The following is a 22,613-nucleotide window of genomic DNA, read 5'->3' as shown; positions in this document are numbered from 1 at the left end:
AGGTAATCAAGAATGCGATCGCCTTTGGCGTGCCGAAGGTATCGCAAAATTGCTTTGTTGGTAATTAGCTAATAAAGAGTGCGATCGCATTCTTTAATATGCAATCACTAGTAGTATGAATTTCTGGAAAATAATGCAGTTTGGTAATTAAGAGTCTACTCTTCGAGAATTACGTAGAACCCATGTCTTAATATATTATCTTATTTAGGTTTAGTGAGTGTTGATACAAATTAGCTTTACTGATTTATAGATTAGCGATTAAATGTAAAACTGCTCTTAAAGGTTTGATTGCATGGGTGATGAGGGTGACATTAAACGTCAGCGTGAAGCTGTATTTCAGCCAGAATTTATAGAAGACTTAGAATACTGGGTTAACAAAGACCGGAAAATGGCGCTGCGTATACTTAAAATAGTCAAAGAAATTTTACGAGATCCTTTTGAAGGCATTGGTAAGCCTGAACCGTTAAAATATGAGTATTCTGGATGTTGGTCGCCTCGTATCAATCAAGAACATCGGCTTGTTTACCTAGTTAGCAATGACAGAATTGATTTCCTCAAAGCTCGATATCATTACGAATAAGTATGTAGCTTTAAAAAGCTAAAAAAATCGTCAAAATCGGTCAATTATTATGTCAATTAAAATAACATCAGAAGAAGCCGCTCAAAATTTAGATAGCATTTGTAATCAAATTATTGAGACTAATGAAGTAGTCAGAATTAGCCGACCTGATGGTAAAAACGTTGTATTAATTGCTGAAACCGAACTAGAAAGCCTACTGGAAACACTTTATTTACTTCGTTTTCCAGCAAATTCTACTCGTTTATTTACTGCTTTACAACGTGCAAAAGAAAAAATTGTTGAGCCTCAATCTGTTAGTGAATTATACCAAAAGTTAGGGATACAGGAAGACGATCAAAGTAGTGATATTAACTTAGCTAGTTAGCGAAAAATTTTATCACCTAGATATATTAGTGTATATAAAAGTTCTGAAATACTTGCCTAGACTTAGTAGGGTGGTTTATGGACTTTATTCTTAACGCACTAATAAATGGATGGTGCATTACGCTAATTTACAAAACTATGTCTACTATCCCGCCAATTTGAATGACTCATAACCTTTCACTTTCAGTTTTTCGTAGGATGGGCAATCTGAGGTAATGTCTAAAAAGCTGATTTTGAAGTTGCCCGTTATTGCCCAATCTACAGTTGTGAATAATAGTGCAAGCTATTAAATACCTGTTATTAAATCATAATGTACTCCAGAATGTGTTAGCGCATTTAACAAATCTTGTTTCCTTATTGAAGTAATTTCATAAAGATGCTGATGTTGCCCAATAAGTTTATCAGGATGAGCAACCCACGTTACTGTGGTATCAGCATACCGATAAGTATCGTTATTTTTAGACACATCATTATATAGTCTCCTGGAATTCCATTCTTCTTGTGGAAATAGTTTTTTCAATACTTTTAACAATGCTCTAGTTCTCAACCGTGCTGTAATCATAAGACGATGTTTTAAATAAACATAATTTTAGTATTCCCACAAGCTTAAAAAATTATTACTATGCCACAGCATTTTTAAGTTAAGAGAACTCCACAGATATGCGCGAATGTCAATACCTGGCAACAATGTTTTCGGTGCAAGCTTTTATAACAATTTCTACCCAACCAGCTCAGAAAAATTTATAAAAGTCTATCTCTTAAGTTCAAAAATAGTTAATAGGATTATGTTACCCTGTGATATCAAAGCAATTTCTGAGGCCGCATTGTCGAACCTAGAAATCAGTAGGGTTGGCAACGAACGCCCACCCTACTTGAGTAATTTAAGATTGGGTAACAGTTTCTTTCGCTAAGAATTTCTCAAGTTCTGTTAGTGCATCAGCATCAACTTTGGTTTGCATAGGACAGAACTTAGGCCCACACATTGAACAAAATTCCGCAGTTTTATAAATATCTGCTGGTAAAGTTTCGTCGTGGTATTCCTTAGCTCTTTCTGGGTCGAGTGCTAATTCAAATTGACGATTCCAGTCAAAGTTATAACGGGCTTTAGACAGTTCATCGTCTCTATCTCTAGCACCTTGGCGATGTCTAGCGATATCAGCTGCATGGGCGGCTATCTTGTAAGCGATTAAGCCATTCCGGACATCTTCAGCATTGGGTAATCCTAAGTGTTCCTTAGGTGTGACATAGCACAACATTGCTGTACCATACCAACCAGCCATTGCTGCGCCAATAGCTGAGGTAATGTGGTCATAACCAGGAGCAATATCTGTTACCAATGGCCCCAGCACATAGAAAGGTGCTTCAGAACACTCTTCCATTTGCTTGCGGACGTTGAACTCAATTTGATCCATTGGTACATGTCCAGGCCCTTCTACCATCACCTGTACGTTATCTTCCCAAGCTCTGCGAGTGAGCTGTCCGAGGGTTTTCAATTCTGCTAATTGTGCTGCATCTGAAGCATCATGAGTACAGCCAGGACGTAGAGAATCGCCTAAACTGAATGAGACATCGTACTTCTTAAAGATTTCAATGATATCTCGGAAGTGTGTGTAAAGGGGGTTCTGTTTATGGTGATGCAGCATCCACCGCGCTAAAATACCGCCGCCACGAGAGACAATCCCAGTAATCCTGCTTCTCACTAAAGGCAAATGCTCAAGTAAGATTCCTGCGTGAATGGTTTGATAGTCTACCCCTTGCTGGGCGTGTTTTTCGATGACATGGAGAAAGTCATCAGGGGTGAGTTTTTCAATAGTGCCATGAACGCTTTCTAAAGCTTGGTAAACTGGCACTGTACCAATGGGAACAGGCGAAGCTTTGATGATAGCGGTACGAATTTCATCTAAGTTACCACCGCCTGTAGACAAGTCCATCACGGTATCAGCACCATACTTCACCGCTAGTTTGAGCTTATCGACTTCTTCTTGAAGATTAGAAGAGTTGGGTGAAGCACCGATATTGGCATTTACTTTGCATTTAGAGGCAATGCCAATGGCCATTGGCTCTAAGTTGGTGTGATTAATGTTAGCAGGGATAATCATCCGCCCTCGCGCCACTTCCTCGCGAATGAGATCTGCAGGAAGATTTTCCCGCTGGGCGACGTAGTGCATTTCTTCGGTAATAACACCCTGACGCGCGTAGTGCATTTGAGTTACATTGCTCTGCCCACGCCGCTTGGCAACCCATTCTGTCCGCATATTAAATTCCTCGATAAACAGCTTCCCTCCGCTGGTATTACCCAGACTCAGGTGTTAAGGGTGTGATCTCAGCCTGGTTATTCGGGCACCCCTAGCATGGAAGTAGATTGTACCACCTTGCTTATAGCTGTGAGCAACGCTGTTTACAATTCCTGAGGTGTATGGACTAGAGATTGAAGATGATTTATGGATAACAATAGAAACTAGCTTAAAAATAGGGCATGGGGCATTGGGCGCTGGGCATGGGAAAGACAGATTTTCATGCGTGCTGGTGTACACAGTTCATGATAACTGTTGCGGATGAGAGGGATGAGGGAGATGAGGAGACAAGGGGAAATAAAAAACCCTAAACACCCAACACCAATTACCAATTACCAATTACCCATTACCCAATGACAAATAACAAAGGCCAAATGACTTCTATATATAGATATATTCTTTTTCATAAACCTTATGGCGTTCTGAGCCAATTTACCCAAGAAACTCCCAAACACCGCACCTTAAAAGAATATATAGAGGTTCCTGATGTTTATCCAGTAGGGCGTTTAGATTGGGATAGCGAAGGGTTACTGTTGTTGACGAACAATGGACAGCTACAACATCGCTTGGCTAATCCAAGATTTGGGCATAAACGTACTTATTGGGCGCAAGTAGAACGCATTCCAGATGTTGATGCTATAAATAAGTTGCAAACAGGTGTGAAGATTCAAGATTACTGCACTCGTCCAGCACAAGTGCGTTTATTATCTGAAGAACCACCAGTGTGCGATCGCAATCCGCCAATCAGATTTCGCAAAAATATACCCACAGCCTGGCTAGAAATGACTCTCACTGAGGGGAAAAATCGTCAGGTACGGCGGATGACAGCAGCAGTAGGATTTCCGACTTTACGGCTCATCAGGGTGAGTATCGCCCACTTAAAATTAGAGGGTTTACAACCAGGTGAGTGGCGTACTCTCACTGACTCTGAACTGAAAATGTTGCTAGTTTGAGGGGTTAAGCCCTTATTGTATTGCTAAAAAAAATCATTTATTAAGCATAACAATTAGTTAGCTATTTTTGAACATTTCTGCTTATTCTCTATTCAGAGATTACTCAGCCAAATCCTCCGGATTTGGATACTGTCATCCTGTATATAAAAAATTACTTTTTTCATCACAGGAATATCCAAATAAATGTATTTTGCTAAACATATTGAGCCATTTGTGCTTAATTAGAACTCAAAAACTCACTAAATCGGGATGATTTTTGTTACATAAGTTTTTACTTGCACCCTTTGACAAAAATCAATTCAGAAGCAGTATAATAATCTTTTTTTATTCCTGCCCATATCCACATCAAAACCTTGGGTGCAAGTTGTACAGTCTTATGAGCCGTAATCAGCAATCGATCTGGCATAAAAATCGCCGTCAACAAGATATCTTGTCTGCAAAATCTGCGCGCTTAGAACTTGTGTCTGAACGAGCCGAAGATTTAGAACCTTGCACAGCAGAAACCCTGCTTCCTAACCAAGAGGAATTAGCTTTGTATCGTAGGCTGTATGAAAATATTCCTTCTGTATATTTCAGTTTAGATCTCACAGGAATTATTTTGTCTGTAAATAAATTTGGTGCCAACTGTCTTGGTTACAGTGTGGAAGAATTGATTGATAAGTCGGTTTTGAATTTGTTTGAACATTCCGACAAGCAAAAGTTATCTGATGCATTAGGGGAATTAGCAAAAACTGCATCTTTTAACGATGTCTCTAAATGGGAGTTTCGTTTAAATTGTCCGGCTAGTGAGATTGTATGGGTAAAGGTTGTAGCCCGATTATTACCTGCTGATGATGGATTTTCTCATCTAGACTTAGGCTCAAACTCAACAGATAAACATCATCAAAAGCATCCGCAAATTCTGATGGTATTGGAAGATATCACCGCTCACAAGCAAGCGGAAGATGCTTTAAGAGAAAGTGAACAACGCTTTCATTCTATGGCGAATACTGCACCAGTCATGTTGTGGATGGCGGGATGTGATGGACTTTTTACCTTTTTTAATCAATCCTGGTTAAAGTTTACTGGACGTAGTATGGAGCAACAGCAAGGTTTAGGCTGGCTAGAAGGAGTACATCCACAAGAGCAAGATTTCTGCCAAGAAATCTATGATTCCGCTTTTCATGCTAGAGCTAAATTTGAGATGGAATATCGGCTGAAGCGCCATGATAATGAATATCGTTGGGTGTTAGATACAGGTATTCCTCGGTTTACCCCTAATGGTAAATTTGTCGGTTACATTGGATGCTGTATAGATATTACAGAGCGTAAATCAGTAGAAGTTGCTCTCAAACATAGTCAAGAATCAGTGCAAGCACAGTTAGAGGAAATGGAAAGCCTCAATCGTCTCAAAGATGAATTTCTCAGTACTGTGTCGCACGAACTACGCACGCCATTAACTAATATGAAAATGGCAATCCAAATGTTGGGTATAGCGCTCAATCAAGAGCAAAACTTTTTTTCAGAGATGGAGAAGCCACAGATAGAACGTTCTAAGGCAGCTCGCTATTATGAAATTTTAGACAATGAGTGCGATCGCGAAATTAATCTCATTAGTAATTTCTTAGATTTGCAAAGGCTAGATAATAATACTAAGCCCTTGGTGCTGGAAACTATTCAAGTACAGCAATGGCTATGGCGAGTAGTAGAGCTATTTAAAGCACGTAACCGCAACTCTTGTCAGCAAAAGCTACGCCTCAGCATCGCGAATAGTCTGCCTTTATTAACTTGCGATCCATTCAGTCTAGAGCGTATTCTAATCGAACTGCTCACCAATGCCTGTAAATTCAGCCCTCCGGATGCCGAAATTACAATTTCTGCTCAAATGAAATCGCAAAATATGCAATTCCAGGTAATTAATTCGGGTGTAGAAATTCCCAGTTGTGAACTACCACGGATTTTCGATAAATTTTATCGCATTCCCAGTAATGACCCTTGGAAGCAAGGTGGCACAGGATTGGGTTTAGCACTAGTACAAAAACTTACCAAACTTTTAGGAGGAACAATCGAAGTTGAAAGTGGGTCAAACCGTACCTGTTTTGCGATTCAATTACCATTGAGTAATGAGGTGTGAGGGAAATTAAACAATGGAAGTTTAGTATTTGAGATTTAGTGTTTTCTTCCCTGCTTACCCTACTCCCCTGTACCATTGTTAGATAAATTAGCTGGCTGAAATCTGAAATATTAGGCTAATATGCGTCACAATTAATACTGCCACCAAAATTTAATAGTGACCACAATTTCTGAGCGGTCTACTGTAGGCAGGGGTAGCCAGTTGTGGCACTTTTGGATCTAAGTGGCAAGAAGCACCTTGGAATGGGAATGAGGAACTTCCACTATGCTGATTTGCCCTCAGTGTAAATTTGAAAACTTGAACTCTAACAAATTCTGCCAAAATTGTGGTACATCCTTGACCCACAAGGTCTGTCCGGAATGCAGTACCTCTGTACCTATCAACGCACTCAATTGTTCCAATTGTGGTACAGAATGCGGAACTGTTTGGTGGGCAATAATTGCCAAAGCTGCCACTGCAGAAGCGGAAATTGCTACTCAAAATAGTACAGAAAATGAGGCAGGAGAAGAAGCAGTAATATCTGCTGTATCTCCTATGCCAACTAGCTCTCAGCTTACAGTAGGCTCTTATTTAGACTTAGAACAGCGTTATCAATTATTAGAACCATTACCAAATTTAGAAGCACTTCCCGCTAACACTGAGGTGTGTCTTAGGGTATTAGACTGCCAACCATATCAGATTTCACCGCTGGAAGCCATATTAGGCAATTGGCAAAAGGGTTTAGTAACACCATCTGTAGAAGCTAGTGGAATCCCCCACTTCGCTAAACCTTATATTGCCTTACAAGCCCAAGGAAACCCAGGGATACCGCCAATTCATGATGCATGGCAGCAAGGTGAAATGCAAGTTGTAGTCATCCAAGACCGCTCACATTTGCCGCGTTTACTCGACCTGTGGCAAGAAAACACCACCAGTTCGCTACAAATAATTCACTGGTGTTATCAGATGACCCAATTGTGGACAGTACTAGAATCAGTGAATTGTCGTCATAGCCTTTTGGATTTGGTGAATTTGCTGTTGGATGAAGACCAAACGCTTACCCTAGGATGTTTATATCCAGAATCCTCACATACTGATTTCTTAGGCGATGTGACAGCAGATTTAGCAGACCAGACATCCGAGCAAACAGAGCAGCCTTTAACAATTAAAGCATTAGGGCGAGTTTGGCAGGCATTATTCAGACAATCTCAACGCACTCAATTTGGCTCTGTAGTTCAGATGTTAGGGGATTTGGAAATCGGTAAAATTGAAACGATCGCACAATTGCGATCGCGTCTGGAAGAAATGTCTACTGAATTAGTAGCACCAACTATTGAAACTTTGCCGCCAACAGAGGAAGAATATCCCACTGCGCCAACTATGCTGCAATTTGATGACTCAGAGGATTTTAGTGCCAGAAATGATGATATGCCCACAGTGGTACTACCAATGCAGCTAAGTAGCCTGCAAGACGCGGGTGCTACTGATGTTGGCAGACAACGTCATCACAATGAAGATTTCTTTGGCATTGAAACCAAGATTAATAAACTAGAGTTACCTAAAACTAGAGTTCTACAAGCCCGTGGTTTGTATATTCTCTGTGATGGTATGGGTGGTCACGCTGGTGGCGAGATAGCTAGTGAGTTGGCAGTGACTACCCTGCGGGAATATTTTCAAGAACACTGGGTTAATAACCAGCTACCAAGCGAAGAGAGCATCCGGGATGCAGTATACCTAGCAAATCAGGCGATTTATGACCTGAATCAAAAAGATGCCCGTTCGGGAGTTGGGCGCATGGGTACTACTCTAGTTATGCTCTTAATACAGGATAGTCACGCTGCTGTAGCTCATGTAGGAGATAGCCGCCTCTATTGCGTCACTCATAAGCGGGGGCTGGAACAAATCACTGTAGATCATGAAGTAGGTCAAAGGGAGATTAGCAGAGGCGTAGAGCCTAGCGTCGCTTATGCCCGCGCCGACGCTTACCAACTTACCCAAGCTCTAGGGCCCCGTGACGAACACTCAATTAATCCCGATGTAGACTTTTTCGAGATTAATGAAGATACCCTATTTATCCTAGCCTCAGACGGTTTATCGGATAATGATTTATTAGAAATACATTGGCAAACCCACCTTAAACCTCTACTCGGCTCTGGTACTAACCTAGAATCCGGCGTAATAGACTTAATTGATTTAGCAAACCAATACAATGGCCATGACAATATTACAGCTATACTGATTCGGGCTAAAGTGCGTCCCAATTTAGACAGCCAAAAATAAATATGAATTATGAAGTATAAATTTTTAATTCTAATGACTGTAACTTTCTAAAATGAACTGTAGCTAATACTCAGTTACATCTCTGTTGTTAAACTTTAACCTTCATCCTTTATCTTCGTATTGTGGTTACTCTGACACTGCTAGAACCGCAACAAAAAACGCCGCTTAAGCAATGGTATTTCGAGAATTCCTCCGTGATTCGCATTGGACGTGCGGCGGATAATGACGTTGTTTTAACTGATAGCTTAGTTTCTCGCTATCATCTAGAACTCAAACAAGTCAATTCTGTAAAAAGTGGTGGTTTGTGGCAAGTCATTAGTCAAGGCACAAATGGCACTTTCTTAAATGGTGTGCTTGTGACTCAGAATCAACTGCCAGATAATTCTCTGTTACAGCTAGCACAGGGAGGCCCAATACTCAAATTCCAACTGCAAGAGGTGACAGCACCAGATTCTTGGTTGCAGCAAAAAGAACTACCAGGCTCAATGGAAAAAACCCTCTCGCCTGGATCTGTTCCCTGCACCCATGAAGGTAACTCCCCAAATAATCTATTTTGCATCCATTGTGGTCAACCTTTATCAGTGCAAAAGACAATTCGCCAGTATCAAGTCTTACGAACACTGGGGCAAGGTGGTATGGGGACTACCTATTTAGCTTGGGATGCAACAGGTGTGACTACCAAACACCCACAACTGTTGGTGTTAAAGCAGATGAATGCCGATATGGTGAAAATTGCTAAAGCTCAAGAATTATTTGAGCGAGAAGCACATACTCTCAAATCCTTGCACCATGAAGGAATTCCCAAATATTATGACTTCTTTGTGGAAGGCGGCAAAAAATATTTGGCAATGGAATTAGTTCACGGACAGGATTTAGAAAAACGGATTTATACAACCGGGCCTGTAACACCCAATCAAGCGATCGCTTGGATGATCCAAACCTGCGATATTTTAGACTATCTCCACAGCCAACAACCACCACTAATTCACCGGGATATTAAACCGGCGAATTTAATGGTGCGAAGTTCTAATAATCGCATAGTCGTGCTAGATTTTGGTGCTGTCAAAGAAATTGGTACAGCACCAGGTACTCGCATTGGTGCAGAGGGTTACTGCGCTCCCGAACAAGAACGCGGACAACCCCTGACTCAATCCGATTTGTATGCTATCGGCCCAACCTTAATTTTTTTACTGACTGGTGAAAACCCGTTCAAGTTTTACCACCAACGAGGACGACATTTTCGGTTTGAAGTAGCTAGTGTTCCTACAATCACCCCCCAATTAAGAGAGGTGATTGATCGCGTTACAGAGCCATTACCACGCGATCGCTATCAAACTGCGAAAGAACTGGCTACAGCATTAGCTACTTGCCGATAAATTAAGTAAATAAGCATCAGGCCTGAAGGTTGAAAATTCATCCTTCATCCTTTATCCTTTATTCTTCTTCGTCCCAAGCTTCCACTGCTAACAATTCGCTGATTGGATCTTGCATAGTAAATCCAAAATCTAACAGTTCTTGTTTCCAGTGTGGCCAATCGTTGCCATAGAGCAAAGCGATTTTCCAAATGCTATCAGTTGGCTTGATAATATTTGATTCTACGAGTGATTGCACGTTACGCTGCAATTTCACCATTGGGTGAATTACTTGCTGAGTCATAACCTCGATTTAATTCAGATTTTGTTTAGTAAATGCTTAATCAAAACTGCTTTCCGTTTTGTAAATGCTACCGATGCGTAGAGCGTTCTAATCTGGCAAAGCTAGTCTTAACTATTTAACTATACCATAACTTACTCTACTAAGTTGGCGGTCTATCGGTTTTGTACGGTAATTACCACCACAAAACAAAGATGCCTATCGCACAGTCATCGTAGACACTAAAAGCACAAAACAGCCGTCCTCATCAATGCATGGATAACATAGGCAGACACGACTTGTAAAACTATATTGGTTTTAGTCAACGGAATATTTGCAAATTTTGAAGAACCCATACAATACGGGTAGTTGAGAATTTTTGTTATGCAACAGCAAAACAATTTTACCGTTTTGTATTTGCATCTTATATAGAATATCGCAAACATCTAAACTTCAACAATCAGATTGCAAATCTTTATAAAACTTTCATGTTGCTGCTCAATTGCGATCGCGCAACAGTATCATAGCTTACGGTTTGCATATATAAAAATCTTGCTCAAGATAGATGGAGTGAATAGATCTCATAAATCCATCACTCATGCCAATACTATTAATGTGTGATTTTGGCAGAGAATGCGATCGCTAGTAAAGCTGCTGTGTTGCTCGATTGAGTGTAGGCGATCGCAACCAAGAATCATTCATGTTTTATTGGCATAGCACAAATAACATCAAGTATTCAAAATCTACCTTTGAATATTGTGTAAAACATTTTTCGCCAAAATGATAGTTTGTGGTGAGCCGTGGGTATCCTCATATCGGGAGGACTGGTATCACCTAAGTATTTACCACAGTATTCATTAAGTATGGCTAGTTCAGGGGAAGACTACCTCACTAATCGCAAAAAACAAATTAAGCGACGACAAAAGTTGCTCACTTTTGTATCTCTAGCGTCCTTCTTAGGCTCCATTGTGTTTTCTGCAGTTCCTGTAATTCAAAAGGCTATTCAGCCATCCAATACAGTAGTTGCATCTCCAGATTCTGCACTTAAACAGCGGGAAACGGGATTTGAACTAGTTTTACAACGAGAACCAGATAATCAAGTAGCTTTGCAGGGACTGGTAAATGTGCGCTTAGGTTTAAAAGATACTCAAGGTGCAATTCAACCCTTAGAGAAGTTAGTCAAGTTGAGTCCTGATAACCAGAATTACAAAGTTTTATTAGAGAAGTTGAAGAAAGAACAAGTCAAAGGTAATTCCCAAACCAAATAATCAGTCTCGACCTAAATAATATGAAATTTTAAAGTTGTGTTTTCAGGAGAGTATAGAAAATAACTAAGCATATTAAAAAACTATAGTTAGCAAATTAATTATTCTAATTTTTTGATAAATATGATTGATGAAAAAAACACAGCAATTAAGACAAATTATTAATTCAAATAATCTTGAGTTTTTAATAGAAGCTCATAACGGTTTAAGCGCTAAAATAGTTCAAGAAGCAGGTTTTAAAGGTATTTGGGCAAGTGGACTTTCTATATCTTCTGCTATGGGTGTCAGAGATAATAACGAAGCCAGTTGGACACAAGTACTAGAAGTACTTGAATTCATGTGTGATACTACTTCGATACCAATTCTCTTAGATGGAGATACGGGTTACGGTAATTTTAATAATGTTCGTCGTCTAGTCAAAAAATTAGAGCAAAGAGGGATTGCTGGTGTTTGTATAGAAGACAAAGTTTTTACAAAAACGAATAGTTTTATTAATGGCGCAACACAACCATTAGCTAATATAGAAGAATTCTGCGGAAAAATTAAAGCGGCTAAAGATGCTCAGTATACTGATTCTTCTCATAGGAAAGGTTAAATTATCAAATTTTGGTATTAATTTTATGAATATTAAATTACAAGACCTCTCAAAATTAGATAACTTAATAGATGATTTACCTGAAGTTTATCAATCTATTTATTTACATGGAGAATTAATTAGAGAAGGAGTTAGAGCAAATGATTTTGAAAGATTAGAGGTTATTAAAGATTATATCAAACCAAAACAAACTATTCTTGATATTGGCTCTAATGTAGGCTTTTTTACCATTAATCTAGCCAAATTATTTCCTGAAAATGTTTTTGTAAGTATTGAAAAACAATATCCTTATGCACGCTTGCAACAGGAATTAATTAAATTAGAAGGTGTAAATAATGTAATTTTAATTCACTCTGAAGTCACTACAGAATGGCTATATAAAGCTACCCAGGCATGTGTTTACTTTGATGTTACTCTTTTATTATCAGTTTTACATCATATTCCAGATGCAGAAACTTTCCTAACAGAATTAAATGAAATTTCTAAATCTTTTATTATTGAACTTCCTCACCCTGATGAGTCAAAGGTATGTGGTAAAGATATATTGAAAAAACAACTGACTTTAGAAAAAATTAGTCAAGTTAAACCTGTTTTTCTCAAAATGCCTTATGAAGCTGCAACCCATTGTGACACTGATTTAAAACGTTCATTTTATTATGCAGATTCACCTAATTATGCCAGAGAATCTATTTTTCCTTATATAGGTTATCCTTTACAACCTCGTAATTATTTTCTCAAGACTGATGCAGAAGGATTAATCATCCATAAATCACATCTTAATCAAGATATTAGAACTGTTCCGGGCATAGTTCTATCTGATGTTGCTCAAATTGGAGAGATTTTAGTACCTAGTTATGAAACTTGTAATCAAAAAATAGCAGATGAATTTGATAGGTTGGAAAAGCTAGATAATGTTGCTGATATTCGACCTTGGAATATTTTATTAACAGCAGAAGGTTTACAGTTTATAGATTACCAATACACTAAAGATTTAGATAACCACTTAAAATTTAATAAAAATAGAGATTTAGATTTCATTAAAAATTATCTAAACTTAATTTTTAATGTCCATGCTCAACCACAAGTTATCATTGATGGAGTATTTTTCCAACTTTATAAAACAGGAATAGCTAGAGTTTGGCGATCGTTACTAGAAGAATGGGCAAATACTGAATTTACAAATCATATTTTAGTGTTAGATAGAGCCAACACTGCACCAAAAATTAATGGTATCCGTTATCTGACAATTCCTCCATACGACTATAACAATACCGCAGCTGATAAACAGATGCTTCAACACATCTGCGATGAACAAGACGCAAAATTATTTATTTCTACTTACTATACTTCTCCAATTACAACGCCTTCTGTATTCATGGCTTATGACATGATCCCAGAAGTAATGGGATGGGATTTAAATAATCCTATGTGGAAAGAAAAGCATCTAGCGATTCAAAATGCCTCAGGATATATAGCAATTTCTGAAAATACAGCCCATGACTTAGCTAGATATTTCGATAATGTAGCTTTAGAGTCTGTCACTGTAGCTCATTGTGGAGTTAGCAATACTTTTTCACCAGCCCAAGCAGAATTAGTTAATGCTTTTAAAAATAAATACGGTATTCATAAACCATACTTTTTAGTAGTTGGTGGTGGTAGCGGTTATAAAAATAGTATTTTATTCTTCCGTGCTTTTTCACAACTTACTAGCAGCCACGGATTTGATATTATTTCGACTGGGGCAGGAAGTATGATAGAGCCAGAATATAGAGCTTATACTTCAGGTAGCGCTATTCATACACTACAACTTAGTGATGAAGAATTAGCTATAGCTTACTCTGGTGCAGTGGCATTAGTGTATCCTTCTAAATATGAAGGTTTTGGAATGCCTGTAGTTGAAGCAATGGCTTGTAGTTGTCCTGTTATCACTTGTCCTAATGCTTCTATTCCTGAAGTAGCAGGAGATGCAGTTATTTATGTTCAAGAGGATGATGTTGATGCATTAGCAAATGCTCTGTGCGAAGTACAAAAGCCTATAGTACGTAATGCATTAATTACAGCAGGGTTAGCACAGGCTCAAAAGTTCTCCTGGACAAAGATGGCTGAAACAGTTAGCAAGGCGCTAATTGATGCAACTCTGTTATCCTTAAATCTAAAAGATATTAATCTCATCATCTTTCCCGATTGGTCGCAATCAGAAGAAGAACTCGGGTTAGAGTTACAAGAAATAATTCAAGCTTTAGCCACTCATCCTGAAAGTGAAAAGATTAACTTGCTGATTTATACAGCTAATATAACTACTGAAGATGCAGAAATATTTTTATCTAGTGTCGCCATGAATCTTTTGATGGAAGATTTAGATATTACTGATACCATAAATATTTCTTTAATAGATAAATTAGGGGATATGCAATGGCGATATCTGTTACCTCTGATCTACGGTCGAATAATTCTGACTAATGAAGATGAAATAGCTTTAGCAGAAGCACCTGTAATTGACATACAAAGCTATCAATTAGATAGCTTGATAAAAAATATCATAGCTACTTTTCCACAGTTGAGTTTAACTACTGACTAAATTGAATTTTTTGGGCTGCTAGTTAGACAGGGATTTTACAAAATTTGAACTATACAGCGTTTTTCAGCTAAATAAATTTACAAGGAAGGGCACAACAGAGATTGTTGTGCCCTTAACTAATACCAATTTGAAGAATAGAAAAATAATCGCTAAAAATGCAAAATTGGTTAAAGAGAGTTAATTAACTATCCAGATACCTTTGCCACATCTGTTGATAAGCCTTCTCCATCTCATAGGTAAACTGTTTGGCATTCCATAGGGGTGATGTATGTCTTGACTGACGCAATTTCCAAGAAATCTGCTGTCGTAGTTTCTCATCCTTACCTAAGCGCACACCCCACTCTAAATACTCTTTTTCATTCCAAGCAATACCTTCTGTAATACCCGCATTCATCATCATTGTGTAGCTATTACGTGCAGAGAACTGTTCACCAACTCTTGTAACTAAAGGAAGACCCATCCACAAAGTTTCTAGTGTAGTTGTTGCGCCATTATATGGATATGTATCAAGTACAACATCTGCTATCTGCAAATTAGCACGGTGGACAGCTTCGCTACGGGCATAAGGTAAAAATTTGATCCGCGAAAAATCTACGCCTTCTTCTTGGGCAATCTCTTCAAAAAAGACCTTGGTTTTTTCTGGGTCTGCATCACCTTTAATTAAAAGATAACTATTAGGCACTTCCTGAATAATTTTCATTTGTAAATGTAAATGCGGTTGATGCCTTTTATATCCTTTTTGGGTCATAAAATAGATAATTGCATCATTAGGAATGCCTAAATCTTCCCTACGTAAATCAGGGACATCTATTTCAAAACCATCAACTGCTATATAAGTTTGAGGTAATCGCCAAATTTTTTCACTGTAGTAATCTTCTGCTGATTCTGGTAATACATAAGGGTCAGCAATAAAGTAGTCTATTGATGGTAATCCTGAGCTATCCCAACCTAACCAAGTCGCCTGTATAGGCGCAGATTTAATAGACATTAATTCGCAAGCTTGATCTAATGTCAAACTATCTAGGTCAATTAAAATATCAATTTCATCTTCTTGAATTTGTCTCCAAATTTGATCATGGTTGCGGAGACCAAATTGATGAAATTTAAATGATTGATTAATGAAATGATTTTTCGTAAAATTATCTAATACTTCAGATTCATGAAGAAAATAGCAATGAATTCTAAAGTTTTCTGGATTGTGATATTTAAAAATCCATCGACATAACCAAGAAACCGAATGCCTTTTAAAACAATGAGAAATATAGCCTATATTCAGTGGAACGGTATTTCTAGTAGAATTTATTTTACGTAAATTTAAATATTTATTGTGGGATTGATAGGATTCTGAATAATATTGAATAACTTTAGATTGGCAAAAACTAGATAGTTGATGCTGAATAGTGTGATTTCTTTGTGGCTGGTCTTCAAAGTATGGTAAGAAAAATAAAGCATCAAACAGCCTTGTAACTTGCACTATATTCACATCATCTGGTTCTTTTTCTATTAACTGTTGAGTTAATAATATCTGGTCTTGTAACCGAGAATGAGCTTCTTGCCAATAGCTACCAGAAGCCATCAATCCTCGCATAACAAGGTAATTGGCACAAATTTTATCTGCTAAAGTATTACTCAAATCATAACAAGCTTTAGCTGTTTCTATTCCCTTTGTATATTTTTCCTCATTTTGATAGAAATGTGATAATAAAGTCAGTATTTCTGTATATTCAAGATGATAATTTTTTGGTACTTGTTGTAAACAAAGCTCGGCAAATTTTGATGCTAAATCTGGCCTCCTATAGAAAGCAGAAAATTTAATGCATTGCAGCATTACACCCTCAATTATGGACATTACATAGGTATCTGAATATGCTTGTAAAGATACTTGCACAAAATTAAATATAGAATCAAGTGCTTCGGCGGCTGTCGTTAAATAAACTAAAATCTCTGTGATAACATCTATTAATAAACGAACATCGCAATTATCTATATTGAGAGGTAAACAATTACAAATTTCTGCTAATATTTCTGGGCAATCGTCTTTAAATGCCTCTAATTTAGTAATGAGATAAGCAATATGTAATAGATTATTAATATTTTCCGGAGAAATTTCTCTGATATGTTGACGGATCGCCCAAGCAACATGAAAGTCTTCAATTGTGGTGCGTCGGTTGGCTTCTGTCTCTAAAATTTCTAATAATTCTTGAGTATCACCATCTGCTTCTGCTAATTCAGATAAGCCTGTAAACCAAGTAAATTGAGCTTCTGCTTCTTGACCTTGTAGTAATAAAAATAAGCCTAAATTCCAATAATAATTTTTAACTTCAGGCTCTTTCTCAATAGCTTCTTCATAAAGTTTAATAGCATAACTGTACTGTTCATCAATAAGATACTGTTTTGCTTGTTTTTGCCATTCATTAACTAATTGATTCATAAATAATTTCTTATTTGACTAACTGTACTATAAATAAAAATATCCACCCTCCATCTTTTGCATGGAAGGTGAATTACAATTTCTTAATACTGGTAATAAGTAACAATAGAACAATTACTTAATTAATTTACCTGCACTATTACAAGTTGTACCACCTGCTGTGATTGTAGCTGAACCCCGTGGCCCTACGTTATTAGTTTCACAGAGGTAAGCTATACTGGTTAATTCAGAATTAGCGCCAATTTTTTTCAAGTACACATGACCACCGTAGTTTTTCAAACCACTGCTTGATGTTACTAAGCTTGAGTCGTTGATGGCATAAGCTAGAGTGTTGTTAGTACCTGTTGAAGCAGTGAATTTGTAATTTGCAGTTTGGGTGGAAATACCAATTCCCATTGAATCAATACTGGCAGTAAATGCGTCGTTTTCTGTCATGTATGCTTGCTGACCTCTGTTCATAGAACCAACGTAGGTCTTAGCTTCAGATTGTTTAGCCTTTTTAGCTTGGTTCAAGAAGGAAGGTAGAGCAATAGCAGACAGAATACCAATAATGATAATTACAACTAACAATTCAATAAGGGTAAAACCTTCTCCTTCTTTCTTTTTACCGAGGATGTGTTGGAGAAATTTAGCTTTTAGTTCGGTTTTCATAAGTGTTTTCCCAGGAGTAGGGTGGGTTGTTTGTTCTATAAAGAACTTACCCATTTCGGATAAATTCATATCACCCAACTGAAAAAATTTTTTCTATTCTGTCCTCTAAGCCTGAAACTCTTGCTATTGCTATATTCCAGCTAATGCTCTGCACTAGAACTTCTTGCCTTTAGCCTAGGAAGATAACTTTTCCAACATAATGCAGTCAAAACCTTCTAGTGTTGATAGGGTTGTTTTCACGAATTCAAATACTTGATCAGTTTCTATGGGTTTTCCCGTAAAGCTATCAATAGGTCTACGTTGCTGCCAATACTCTACTAAGTCCATCATTAAATATGGTTTTTCAAATAAAGGAAGTAAACACAGAGCCATAGAACTGTCTATATAAATAGTTTCTTTATTCAAGGTGACATTTCTAAAAATGGGAAACACTTTACTTCTGCTAATACAGTTATCAATATGGCTTTTAAAATTTAAGTAATTAAACTGTGGATGTAAATAGACTTTAATATTGAGCCAATCAGAATCATCCCACTCAGCAATGGGTGTAAAAGTGCGCTCTGGTTGAGGGTATCCACACCAAAAATCTAGTAGTCTATGCATGGGATGTAGTAACTCAAATAACTCTAGCTGTTCCTCCATCGAAATTTCTGGTAAACTCATGGCTAAAAAAGCAGGTAAATTATCAGGCTGTTGAAATAAGCTCATTAAATCCCACTGCCGCCAATTCAACATGCTAATAAATTCTAAGTCTGCTGCTCTTAAAGCTGCAAACATATCACTAACTGTGTAGCCTTTATCTCCTTGAAATAGATAATTCATCAAAATACGTTCTTTTTTATCTTCCTGTTCAAAATCATGACTCCAAGTCCTATCCTTGAGTAAAACATTATCTTTAAGTGACTTCATCATATCAGTAACAATTTCTATCTCTAAATCTCCAGGATTATCTTCCATTAAACCCATAATAGTAAATGCTTTTTGAGCGCAGAAAATATTAAACCTCTGAATAGCACTGTGTAAATTAGCTCGAATTATGCCTGCATCATTTAAAACAGATTTCATGGATTTTAGTGCCTGAACAATATCAGGAAATAAATATAAAGTCTCATTACAGTTTATATAGTCAAATTTATAGTTCAATTCTGCTAAATCATAGATTGACAGAACATAAAACTCTGCATTATCAAATCCGTGGTACTGCAGCCTATGTTTTGCTAATTTGATTGATTCTTCTGATATGTCAATACCAACGATTTTGGCTCCTGGATTAGCTTCTGCTAGCACTAAAGATTTATAACCACTTCCACAACCTGCATCTAAAATAACTTTATTATGGCTGTCTATAACTTGCTGATTTCGCAAATAGTAGGCAGTTGCTAAATTATGGATATACAGTAAGCTAATATCCTTTTTAGGAGACTTTTCTAGCGGTATGTTAGGGTAGGGTGCGCTATCAAATTGTTGGCGGATTTTATCCCATAAATCAGAGGTTGAATTATTCATAATAACTACTGTGAATTTAAAAGTGATAATAGTTAATGCGACTCAAGTAAAATTCTTGGTTTGGAATCATTAACTTTGTACAGATGCAATTGTAAGTCACTTATATTTTTTGTGCTATATTTAACAACTTATGTACTTGTTAGTTCACTGTAGCAGCCTGAAGAACGAATTTCAGGGAAAATTCACCTAAGTCGGTAAATGCTGAAAGACAATAAGATAGATTACAAAAAACATTTTTATATTCATGGTCAGTAGAATTCGCCCATGAACTCGTAAATAGAGCTATGCAACTCAATATTGGTGGCAAGGGCTGTTATGAATCCTGCCTGACAAAGTGATGAGCGCAGAAAAACTCGCGAGAGTCTTTGCACCTTGTTATTGATCAAGGTTTAAATAGCTTCACCTATGGCGTAGCCAATTGAAGTTTGTTATGCTAGATTAAACGTAGTCGTTATGAGTTCGTATAAATAGTATGACTAACCCGACAGTAGAAAACTTAGTAATCATTGGTTCTGGGCCAGCCGGGTACACAGCGGCTATCTATGCAGGACGCGCTAACTTGAAGCCTGTGGTATTTGAAGGTTTCCAAGCTGGGGGATTACCTGGCGGGCAATTAATGACAACGACGGAAGTAGAGAACTTTCCTGGCTTCCCCCAAGGTATTACTGGGCCGGAACTAATGGATCGGATGAAAGCCCAAGCAGAACGCTGGGGGGCTGAGTTATATACAGAGGATGTAATATCAGTTGACTTGAGTCAGCGTCCTTTTACTGTACGCTCAGAAGAAAGGGAAGTTAAAACCAACAGTATTATTATTGCTACTGGTGCAACGGCAAAGCGCTTGGGTTTACCTAGCGAACATGAATTTTGGAGTCGCGGGATTTCAGCTTGTGCAATTTGCGATGGCGCGACACCAATTTTCCACGGTGCAGAATTGGCTGTGATTGGTGCTGGTGACTCGGCGGCGGAAGAGTCAATTTATCTAACCAAGTACGGTTCTAAAGTGAATCTGTTGGTACGTTCTGATAAGATGCGGGCTTCTAAAGCCATGCAAGACCGCATTTTGAGCAATCCTAAAATCCAAGTACATTGGAACACAGAAGCCGTAGACATCTTTGGTAACGGCCACATGGATGGGGTAAAAATTCGCAATACTAAAACTGGCGAAGAAAGCACAATCCATGCCAAGGGTTTATTCTACGCTATTGGTCACAATCCCAATACCTCACTATTTAAAGGGCAACTGGAACTAGATGAGGTGGGTTACATAGTGACTAAACATGGTTCCCCAGAAACTAGTGTGGAAGGAGTTTTTGCTGCAGGCGACGTGCAAGATCATGAGTATCGCCAAGCAATTACGGCTGCGGGTAGCGGTTGTATGTCAGCAATGTTGGCAGAACGCTGGTTGTCTGTTACTGGTTTGATTCAAGAATTCCATCAACAGCCAGAAACACCAGTTAATGAATTAGAACATCAGCCAGCAGCCAATAAAACCGAAGCAGAACAAGAAGCCGAATTTAATCTAAATGCTACGCGCCATGAAGGTGGTTATGCTTTGCGGAAATTATTCCACGAAAGCGATCGCTTACTTTTGGTAAAATACGTTTCTCCTGGCTGTGGCCCTTGTCATACCCTCAAACCAATATTAAATAAGGTAGTCGATGAATTTGACGGCAAAATTCACTTTGTCGAAATCGATATCGATAAAGACCGAGATATTGCTGAAAATGCTGGTGTGACAGGAACACCAACAATTCAAGTATTCAAGAATAAAGAACTGTTGAAGGAAGTCAAAGGCGTAAAGCAAAAGAGCGAATATCGCCAGTTGATTGAGAACAGTTTGTGAGGGACTGGGGATTGGGGATTCTTTACTGGGAATGAGGGGGATGAGGCGGATGAAGGAAAGGGGACAAGGAAGAAATAACAAACACCAAATCCCCAGTCCCTAGTCCCCAGTCCCCAATTCCCAATACCTACTCTGATATGTAAAATGGTCAGCGTATCTCGCTTAATGTAGGCGATCGCTCATGGCCATGATAAAACGGCAGCTGCCGTCTTTTTTACGTTTTCCGAAAAATCCGAATCTTTCTCAGCGATTCATGTTGATTGGGTTAGCTATCACCCTGCTGTTTCTCTTGTTGGCATTTTTCGCTCCGGTATTTCAAGCTTGGGGATGGCTGCAAAACCCCAAAGATTTTTTATCTAACCCAATTCACGATCCACCATCAGCTCAATATTGGTTTGGTACTAGTCGCCTGGGACATGATGTGTTCTCCCGGACGCTATTTGGTGCTCAAGCTGCTTTGCAAGTGGTAATTTTAGCAACAGCGCTGAGTATGGTCATTGGTGTGCCATTAGGTATGGTTAGCGGCTATCTGGGCGGTAAGCTGGATAAAGTACTGCTGTTTTTGATGGATAGTATTTATACCTTGCCTGGGCTGCTACTATCAGTAACGCTAGCATTTGTGGTTGGGCGGGGAATATTAAATGCTGCGATCGCGATTAGCATTGCTTACATTCCTCAATATTACCGAGTTGTTCGCAACCACACTGTGAGCGTTAAAACTGAAGTGTTCATCGAAGCGGCTCAAGCAATGGGTGCTTCTACATGGATTGTGCTCTCTCGGTATTTATTTTTTAACGTTATTCAAAGCGTACCTGTATTATTCACCCTCAACGCTGCCGATGCAATTTTAGTCTTAGGCGGGTTGGGGTTTTTGGGTTTAGGGCTACCAGAAGAAGTTCCAGAATGGGGGCATGATTTAAAACAAGCTTTAGAAGCACTTCCTACTGGCATTTGGTGGACTACGCTTTTCCCCGGTTTAGCAATGACATTGATGGTGGTAGGGTTATCACTACTTGGTGAAGGTTTAAATGAATTTGTCAATCCCCGTTTACGACGACAAAATAGTATTCGGAAATAGTTCAGTCAACTGAAGTATGAAGTATAAAGTATGAAATTCAGCCGCCTATAGAGGGGTGAGGAACTCATCAAGGAAAAACCTATCTTTTTTAATAATGGGCGTGTCCTAATTTTTTACTTTATTCTTTATCCTTAATCATTCATCCTTTTGGAGATTTGTGTGAAAGACAACTTGACTTTAATTGCTGCCGCTACTGGTGGGTTTATGCTTTCTGTGGCTTTATCTGGTATTTTACGGGGCACACCAGTCACCGCTTGGCAAACTGAATCAAATGCACGGGTGGCGAACGTGACGAATTTACAATTTGCAGCTAATAAAACTGAGGACTGGGAATTTTTTAGTACCAAAACGCAAAAAAGCTAATATGCTTTTTACAAGTAATTGGGAATGGGGCATGGGGGATTGGGCATTGGGCATTGAAAACAATTTTGGATTTTAGATTAGAATCCAAAATCTAAAATTCCTAGTC

18 protein-coding genes and 1 riboswitch are annotated in these 22,613 nt (G+C 38.3%); of the genes, 12 read left to right on the top strand and 6 right to left on the bottom strand.

The features are described 5' to 3' along the window. Window positions 1-292: 292 nt before the first annotated feature. Together AACU25_RS05775 and AACU25_RS05770 are read left to right on the top strand one after the other, a co-directional pair. On the top strand, window positions 293-580 hold the full coding sequence (locus tag AACU25_RS05775; protein WP_096574304.1) for a Txe/YoeB family addiction module toxin: 288 nt from the start codon (window positions 293-295) through the stop codon (window positions 578-580). A 49-nt stretch (window positions 581-629) separates the two neighbouring features. Next, entirely contained in the window at window positions 630-944 is a 315-nt protein-coding gene (locus AACU25_RS05770) for a type II toxin-antitoxin system Phd/YefM family antitoxin (protein ID WP_096574303.1), read from the top strand. Window positions 945-1,229: 285 nt separating this feature from the next. Here AACU25_RS05770 and AACU25_RS05765 read toward each other — a convergent pair whose 3' ends face one another. Beyond that, entirely contained in the window at window positions 1,230-1,505 is a 276-nt protein-coding gene (locus AACU25_RS05765) for a hypothetical protein (protein WP_096574302.1), read from the bottom strand. Between the two features lie 319 nt (window positions 1,506-1,824). Beyond that, window positions 1,825-3,198: a phosphomethylpyrimidine synthase gene (gene thiC / locus AACU25_RS05760; protein WP_096574301.1), complete on the bottom strand. Its 1,374-nt coding sequence runs from the start codon at window positions 3,196-3,198 to the stop codon at window positions 1,825-1,827. 6 nt (window positions 3,199-3,204) lie between these two features. Further along, window positions 3,205-3,301, bottom strand: a riboswitch (TPP riboswitch). Between the two features lie 310 nt (window positions 3,302-3,611). Here thiC and AACU25_RS05755 point away from each other — a divergent pair. From AACU25_RS05755 to AACU25_RS05740, 4 genes are all read left to right on the top strand, one after another. After that, complete coding sequence (locus tag AACU25_RS05755) at window positions 3,612-4,190, top strand: pseudouridine synthase (RefSeq protein ID WP_096583527.1); 579 nt, start codon at window positions 3,612-3,614, stop codon at window positions 4,188-4,190. A gap of 376 nt (window positions 4,191-4,566) precedes the next feature. Then, entirely contained in the window at window positions 4,567-6,303 is a 1,737-nt protein-coding gene (locus AACU25_RS05750) for a sensor histidine kinase (RefSeq protein ID WP_096574300.1), read from the top strand. Window positions 6,304-6,567: 264 nt separating this feature from the next. Then, complete coding sequence (locus AACU25_RS05745; RefSeq protein ID WP_096574299.1) at window positions 6,568-8,562, top strand: serine/threonine phosphatase; 1,995 nt, start codon at window positions 6,568-6,570, stop codon at window positions 8,560-8,562. 122 nt (window positions 8,563-8,684) lie between these two features. Beyond that, complete coding sequence (locus AACU25_RS05740; protein ID WP_096574298.1) at window positions 8,685-9,938, top strand: FHA domain-containing serine/threonine-protein kinase; 1,254 nt, start codon at window positions 8,685-8,687, stop codon at window positions 9,936-9,938. A 58-nt stretch (window positions 9,939-9,996) separates the two neighbouring features. Here the strand turns inward: AACU25_RS05740 and AACU25_RS05735 are convergent, their stop codons facing one another. Further along, a complete protein-coding gene (locus AACU25_RS05735; RefSeq protein WP_045869131.1) occupies window positions 9,997-10,218 on the bottom strand; it encodes a DUF4327 family protein in 222 nt (73 codons plus the stop codon). 839 nt (window positions 10,219-11,057) lie between these two features. On the opposite strand from AACU25_RS05735, the gene AACU25_RS05730 reads away from it, so the two are divergent. The 3 genes from AACU25_RS05730 to AACU25_RS05720 all read left to right on the top strand — a co-directional run bounded on the left by AACU25_RS05730 (window position 11,058) and on the right by AACU25_RS05720 (window position 14,632). Beyond that, window positions 11,058-11,462, top strand: coding sequence for a tetratricopeptide repeat protein (locus AACU25_RS05730; RefSeq protein WP_096574297.1), 405 nt, complete (start codon window positions 11,058-11,060; stop codon window positions 11,460-11,462). A 127-nt stretch (window positions 11,463-11,589) separates the two neighbouring features. Continuing rightward, the gene (locus AACU25_RS05725; protein WP_199347307.1) at window positions 11,590-12,054 is read left to right on the top strand and encodes an isocitrate lyase/phosphoenolpyruvate mutase family protein; all 465 of its coding nucleotides are present in this window, start codon (window positions 11,590-11,592) and stop codon (window positions 12,052-12,054) included. A 25-nt stretch (window positions 12,055-12,079) separates the two neighbouring features. Further along, on the top strand, window positions 12,080-14,632 hold the full coding sequence (locus AACU25_RS05720) for a glycosyltransferase (RefSeq protein WP_096574296.1): 2,553 nt from the start codon (window positions 12,080-12,082) through the stop codon (window positions 14,630-14,632). 181 nt (window positions 14,633-14,813) lie between these two features. On the opposite strand, the gene AACU25_RS05715 is transcribed toward AACU25_RS05720, so the two are convergent. From AACU25_RS05715 to AACU25_RS05705, 3 genes are all read right to left on the bottom strand, one after another. Next, complete coding sequence (locus AACU25_RS05715) at window positions 14,814-17,063, bottom strand: O-linked N-acetylglucosamine transferase, SPINDLY family protein (RefSeq protein ID WP_096574295.1); 2,250 nt, start codon at window positions 17,061-17,063, stop codon at window positions 14,814-14,816. A gap of 114 nt (window positions 17,064-17,177) precedes the next feature. Next, window positions 17,178-17,714, bottom strand: coding sequence for a type IV pilin-like G/H family protein (locus AACU25_RS05710; protein ID WP_096583525.1), 537 nt, complete (start codon window positions 17,712-17,714; stop codon window positions 17,178-17,180). Between the two features lie 174 nt (window positions 17,715-17,888). Next, window positions 17,889-19,220, bottom strand: a complete 1,332-nt coding sequence (locus tag AACU25_RS05705; RefSeq protein WP_096574294.1) for a class I SAM-dependent methyltransferase — start codon at window positions 19,218-19,220, stop codon at window positions 17,889-17,891. Between the two features lie 472 nt (window positions 19,221-19,692). Here AACU25_RS05705 and trxB point away from each other — a divergent pair, with 472 nt between their 5' ends. The 3 genes from trxB to AACU25_RS05690 all read left to right on the top strand — a co-directional run bounded on the left by trxB (window position 19,693) and on the right by AACU25_RS05690 (window position 22,507). Beyond that, window positions 19,693-21,066: a thioredoxin-disulfide reductase gene (gene trxB, locus AACU25_RS05700; protein WP_096574293.1), complete on the top strand. Its 1,374-nt coding sequence runs from the start codon at window positions 19,693-19,695 to the stop codon at window positions 21,064-21,066. A 181-nt stretch (window positions 21,067-21,247) separates the two neighbouring features. Beyond that, complete coding sequence (locus AACU25_RS05695; protein ID WP_096574292.1) at window positions 21,248-22,144, top strand: ABC transporter permease; 897 nt, start codon at window positions 21,248-21,250, stop codon at window positions 22,142-22,144. Between the two features lie 159 nt (window positions 22,145-22,303). After that, on the top strand, window positions 22,304-22,507 hold the full coding sequence (locus tag AACU25_RS05690; RefSeq protein WP_096574291.1) for a hypothetical protein: 204 nt from the start codon (window positions 22,304-22,306) through the stop codon (window positions 22,505-22,507). Window positions 22,508-22,613: the final 106 nt, after the last annotated feature.

Source organism: Tolypothrix tenuis PCC 7101 (assembly GCF_963874875.1).
In the GTDB taxonomy this organism is placed as follows: Bacteria; Cyanobacteriota; Cyanobacteriia; order Cyanobacteriales; family Nostocaceae; genus Aulosira; species Aulosira tenue.
The sequence above is the reverse complement of the archived record's forward strand: the minus strand, read 5'-3'. Positions and strand labels throughout refer to the sequence as shown.